Raw genomic sequence first — 4,823 nt, forward strand, 5'->3', positions numbered from 1 at the left:
AATAGTTCCGAGTTGGGAACCGCAAAGATTAAAGGACAATCTTACATGGTTCGCAACCAAGGTATTTATTGGGTCGTCGTTTGATTGTTACCTCTAGACAATGAAAGGTGTTCACACCAATAACAGTATGAACGCCTTTTATTATATTGCTTTGTAAAAACGCTACGCTCTGTTGAAATTGAAAATTAGTAGTGAGTTAACTGAACATGGTACAAGCGATCGCTTCTCCCCAAACTGCAACTTTTCTAACTGATGCCACAATTGAACGATTGAACTTCTCAAAACTTAATAAAACCCGCATTCGCTTCCGTATTCAACTGAAAAATAGTACTAAAAGTGCTGCTCCCAAATGGGCGGATGTCCTGAAATCAGAAGTATCTGAATCGGAATCTGACCTGATGAAAGTTACAAATTCCGAAGTCGGGTTGAGGGGCGTTAAGGTTTTCAAAAAGTTAGATGAAGCGGCTGCACAACTGAGGCAAGAGATTGCATCTGTACAGGAGTGGATGAATTCAGACAATGGGGATTGGGTTTGCCCGATTGATTTAGCTCCAGTCGTCTGGAGTCAGTTAATTAATGTTAGAGATAATGTTGTCCCGCCTCTCCGCAATCAATTAAAAACTGATTATGAAGCAGGGTTACTTGATTACCAAGAATGGATTGATAAATTCCCAATGTATGGGAATTACCCAAGGCAAGAAAGAGCCATTGAAAGCTAACCTGTTAAAAGCTTTCCCCACTCTCATTGAGTCAGAGAATTACTTGCAAGTAATTATCGGTCGTCCGGTGATCATCCTATGGCAAACGTATGTAATTCATGAAACCCTTGCTGAGCAAGGAACTTGATGAAAATAGCCTAAATCGTGAAATGCTGAAACCCTGCTATTAAAGGATTATTCTACTTAGATGCGTTTGCCTTGGGCTAAATGGTGACAGTGAATATAGAAGATGTAAAACAACTTAGAATATTTAAAATTAGGTTAATAAATAAGTAAGGATAAAGTATTTTTATATTAGGTACATTTTAGTTTCAAGATAGTGTCTAAGTGTTCCATTATTGGCGATCACCACCTACAGAAAAATTTTGGTTTACTGAATCTATCTTTAGGTATATTTATTTATCTTGCTACTTCAGAAATACTATTCATGTAGCTTTTTAGAGCTAATGAAATAGTTTTTATTACTAAGTTAATAAACAGCCTAGTAGTATACCAAAGCAACTTTGTAGGGTTAAACGGAGGGATATAACTGTTCAAGCTTGTTCGGTGCATCCTTAGTTTGAAAGCGCCAGTTTTTGATTGCGCTGTTTCTCCTAAGCGAGAATTTCAGATTTCAATATTTGTGCTTCTAGAATTCGTCGCTCGAAACATTGACGGGATAAAACAGATAATTCAATTTCCAATTGGTTTAACAAACTTGCATGTTTGGAAGTAAGGCGAAACTCTAGTTTTTGAACAATCTGACGCCCTTCTTGTGGTTCAAAGACTTCATACAATGCGGCAGAATTATGGATGTTTAAGTTATCAACTACCAAATTCTGATTTGCTCAAATATCTGAATACCCCATTGCTCCAAGACTACACGTATTTCTGATGTTCGGCGTGACTTCACTATTTCGATTCTTTTAGGGATATCCAAGTCTACCAATACTGCTGGATAAAGGTTTCAGATATTTAGTATTTCTGCTGATGAATTCGTGTAACCCTTAGTGAAAAATGCATTCTGGATTTGGATGCGTTCGCTCTGCATGAATGACAATAGTCTGAATCTTTACATTTGCGCGTTCAAGGAATGAAATCATGAAAATATATAAAAAACTGGGACTTTTGGCAGTACTAACCGGATGTACTTTGAGCTGTTTCAACACTGGAGTTATAGCTTCAGAAGTAAACGCAACCAACATCATTAAATCCAAAAGTCAAGAGCCTATCCAGCAAATTTCACAGACTCCAGTAGATTCACAATATCCTATTCCAGTTCCTGCTGATGCCGCCATAATTGGCTCTGATGGGAGTTGGGCGATCAAAAAAACTATAAACCGTCCTGTAATTATGCCGACTGGTGACATTGTAGAACCTGGAGGAATAATCAGGCTTCGTGAAGGAATCAAGCTTCAAATTATTTTTCAGGGTACACAACCGATAGGATATCAGCTATTTGACTACGATGGAAGGAAGTTGGAATCAGGAGAAGTGCTGAAAGCTCCAAATGGAGAGACAATTCAGCAGCCTAGTTATTAAGACTAAATTAATATCTCAAGACTTTATTTGCATAAGCATTGCATAACCATTGGAGGCGACGTGAAATTTTCTTTTGTCAATCCTCAAAAATTAGCTGCTCTGTTGTTAGTTGTGCCAACTGTAACCGTAACGCTCGAATCACCTAGCCGTGCTGAGAATTTCAGAGGCAATTCACTTTCTGGTACAATCACATGCACTAATCCTACTGCCTCTAATACTAGAGTTAATTACAGTCTGTTCGGTGATCCAATTGCCATTTTTTTAACTGTGGTTCCAGGTTCATCGGGACAAGTATTTTATTTTGATAACATTGGTACCGCTATTCGCCCCGCAAACACCTCAATTACTAATCGTCTATTGGGAATTGCAGGCGGAACTTCCTCTCGACCAGGCTCTCGATCTCAAAGAGCGCTTTTGAGAGATGTGAGAATAGTCGGAACGAGAAACGGATTCCCAGCGATATTCTCTGTAGATGGTAATTCTAATGCCATTGCCACCTGTTTTTAGGCTGCCGCCTCGTTGTGAATGAGGTGAAATGAGCATTCGATTCATTTAGTGGTAAATCACGATGAAAGACCATACATAATTACTTTTTCACAGCGTTCAAGGTATTCAATAAGGAAACCAAAAAGAATCACCATTAATCGCCCTTGTGTAGCAATAGCAACGGCAAATAAAGGTTTGTGGTTTTGTGGGTTAGACGATTATTGAGAGGTATTTTCTCTTGAAAACGGTAGCTCATATATTTCTAAACACTGAAGAGATTTGTAAAAACGCCGATAACGCCTATCGGTAAGCAATTCATTGTTAACTAAATCAATTCGTTGACCTACTGCTTCAACTTCAGGATCATCGAATGGCTGTGTTTCCCTTAGAAAACAGTATGCACGTACTACCTGTTCTAGTTCTCGGAATTTTTCGACAAACGGCATCAAAGTTATCATGCGTCTAACAATATTCTGTACTTCTGGCGTATATTGTGGATCGAGTCCTCTTTGCTTAGCGTCAGTGATCGCTGCCTTCAATAGTTTCACTTCATTAGACAGGATGGGTGGAAAACTCGTTCTTTTAAAAATGTTTAGTAATCTAAAGCGCAGCATTTGTTTGGATTTCACTTAAATTTGATTGGCTTGAATAAAGATATCGAATATTTATTATTTTACTAGTGTTGCTCAGGCTCAGACAGCAGCGATGAGTTTAACTAGATAGTTCGATACCTAAACCAGGAAGTCACCAGTCACCCTCCTGACTCGGCTAAAAACCCGTGCATGAGACGATCTAGAAACGGTGGGAACTTCTTTTCAAGATAATCAGGTAGTAATTGATTGGGTTAATGACCAACCCCGTGCCAGCACAGTCACTTGTAGTTGAATCTGCCGTTAAACAGATTGACTGTCGAACAAAGATTTTCAGGGCACAATGAAAACTAGAAAATGTGACTCAAGTCCTTGCCTATCGCTGTGCCTGCCTCAATGAATTGTTCTCAACCAGCACCCCGCTAACAATCACAACGCCCCACTGCGGATACTTCGCCAAGAGTTTCTTGATCACAATCTGCAACGCTGGATCATCCCAGCATTCCGCAAAAAAACCTTTTGCAGGTTTTTCCCCAAATATCCCCGCCATCCTCAACTTCTCTATCCGTCCTGGTCGCGCCTTCAACCTCGCAACGACAGCCTCATGCGAGCATTTATCCGGCTGTGGCGGCGCGGAACTTTGGTCAACATGATGAATTTTGTCATCATCACCCGAAATCTGATTTTCACCTATTAGCGTCCCTTGCGTGTTTGGTAGAGAAGTTGAAAGGCTATGTTGGGTTTGTTCTTCGCTTTGAGTTAAATTCGGTGCGACGGGCGCGGCGGAATAAGTGCCTCCAAGACAGTCTTTCTACTCATCGCCACAAGAGAGGTTTTCTCCCTCTAACATAGCAGATTTGCCAGCTTGCTCATCCACGAGCGTCAGCAACGTGCAGTCAATTGCCACAGGCAAGTTTTTTGGTTGTGTTGCAAAAACTAGGGCTAGTCTGGTAGAAAAGTAGTTGTGCCAATAGTCTTGTATCAAAGTTAGCCTGTTAATGAACTCCAAAGAACCGTTTAAATGGCGTCATTTCCAATCTGAGCTCATCCTGCTATGTGTGCGGTGGTATCTACGATATCCGTTGAGCTACAGAAACTGGCTGTGTTGCAAAAATAGGTGCCTAAGCAAGTGTTATATTCTTTCAAGAGACTGAAATGCTACAGAGATGAACCCAAAACAACCATTTAAATGGCGACACTATCAAGCCGAAATCATCCTCCTGTGCGTTAGATGGTATCTTCGGTATCCATTGAGTTATCGCCATCTAGAAGAGATGATGGCTGAAAGAGGGTTATCAGTAGACCATTCAACTGTGTATAGATGGGTTCAAGCCTATGCACCAGAACTAGAAAAACGATGCAGCCCACAACTGAAATCTACAAACGATTCATGGCGGGTTGACGAAACCTATACAGCACTTGCGTCTGTTATGAGGTACAATCAATTAAAATATAAATCCCTTTAAATGAAGTCATACTCTGTCGATCTTCGAGAAAAAATAGTTGC

The 4,823-nt window shown here is 40.3% G+C and carries 8 protein-coding genes and 1 pseudogene; 5 read left to right on the forward strand and 4 right to left on the reverse strand.

The genetic code is table 11. From position 1 onward, the window contains the following. The first annotated feature begins 206 nt into the window (after positions 1–206). On the forward strand, positions 207–719 hold the full coding sequence (locus tag HCR01_RS36885; RefSeq protein ID WP_226890054.1) for a hypothetical protein: 513 nt from the start codon (positions 207–209) through the stop codon (positions 717–719). Next, complete coding sequence (locus tag HCR01_RS39690; protein WP_226890055.1) at positions 709–846, forward strand: hypothetical protein; 138 nt, start codon at positions 709–711, stop codon at positions 844–846. The genes HCR01_RS36885 and HCR01_RS39690 overlap by 11 nt, the downstream gene beginning before the upstream one ends. Before the next feature lie 466 nt (positions 847–1,312). Here the strand turns inward: HCR01_RS39690 and HCR01_RS36890 are convergent, their stop codons facing one another. Continuing rightward, positions 1,313–1,534 carry a transposase gene (locus tag HCR01_RS36890; RefSeq protein WP_193200844.1) on the reverse strand — a complete coding sequence of 74 codons (222 nt, stop codon included), beginning with the start codon at positions 1,532–1,534 and terminating at the stop codon, positions 1,313–1,315. Positions 1,535–1,799: 265 nt separating this feature from the next. Here HCR01_RS36890 and HCR01_RS36895 point away from each other — a divergent pair, with 265 nt between their 5' ends. Both HCR01_RS36895 and HCR01_RS36900 read left to right on the forward strand, forming a co-directional pair. Beyond that, positions 1,800–2,240: a hypothetical protein gene (locus tag HCR01_RS36895; RefSeq protein ID WP_193200845.1), complete on the forward strand. Its 441-nt coding sequence runs from the start codon at positions 1,800–1,802 to the stop codon at positions 2,238–2,240. A 60-nt stretch (positions 2,241–2,300) separates the two neighbouring features. After that, entirely contained in the window at positions 2,301–2,747 is a 447-nt protein-coding gene (locus tag HCR01_RS36900) for a hypothetical protein (protein WP_193200846.1), read from the forward strand. Between the two features lie 197 nt (positions 2,748–2,944). Here HCR01_RS36900 and HCR01_RS36905 read toward each other — a convergent pair whose 3' ends face one another. The 3 genes from HCR01_RS36905 to HCR01_RS36915 form a co-directional block, all read right to left on the reverse strand. After that, a complete protein-coding gene (locus tag HCR01_RS36905) occupies positions 2,945–3,355 on the reverse strand; it encodes a hypothetical protein (protein WP_226890056.1) in 411 nt (136 codons plus the stop codon). A 337-nt stretch (positions 3,356–3,692) separates the two neighbouring features. Next, complete coding sequence (locus HCR01_RS36910) at positions 3,693–3,866, reverse strand: hypothetical protein (RefSeq protein WP_193200848.1); 174 nt, start codon at positions 3,864–3,866, stop codon at positions 3,693–3,695. A gap of 261 nt (positions 3,867–4,127) precedes the next feature. Then, positions 4,128–4,301 carry a hypothetical protein gene (locus HCR01_RS36915; RefSeq protein ID WP_193200849.1) on the reverse strand — a complete coding sequence of 58 codons (174 nt, stop codon included), beginning with the start codon at positions 4,299–4,301 and terminating at the stop codon, positions 4,128–4,130. A 181-nt stretch (positions 4,302–4,482) separates the two neighbouring features. On the opposite strand from HCR01_RS36915, the pseudogene HCR01_RS36920 reads away from it, so the two are divergent. Beyond that, positions 4,483–4,755, forward strand: a pseudogene (locus tag HCR01_RS36920) (IS6 family transposase); the annotation flags it as partial. Positions 4,756–4,823 lie beyond the last annotated feature (68 nt).

The sequence above is a fragment of the Nostoc sp. MG11 genome (genome assembly GCF_014904695.1).
Lineage (GTDB): Bacteria > Cyanobacteriota > Cyanobacteriia > Cyanobacteriales > Nostocaceae > Komarekiella.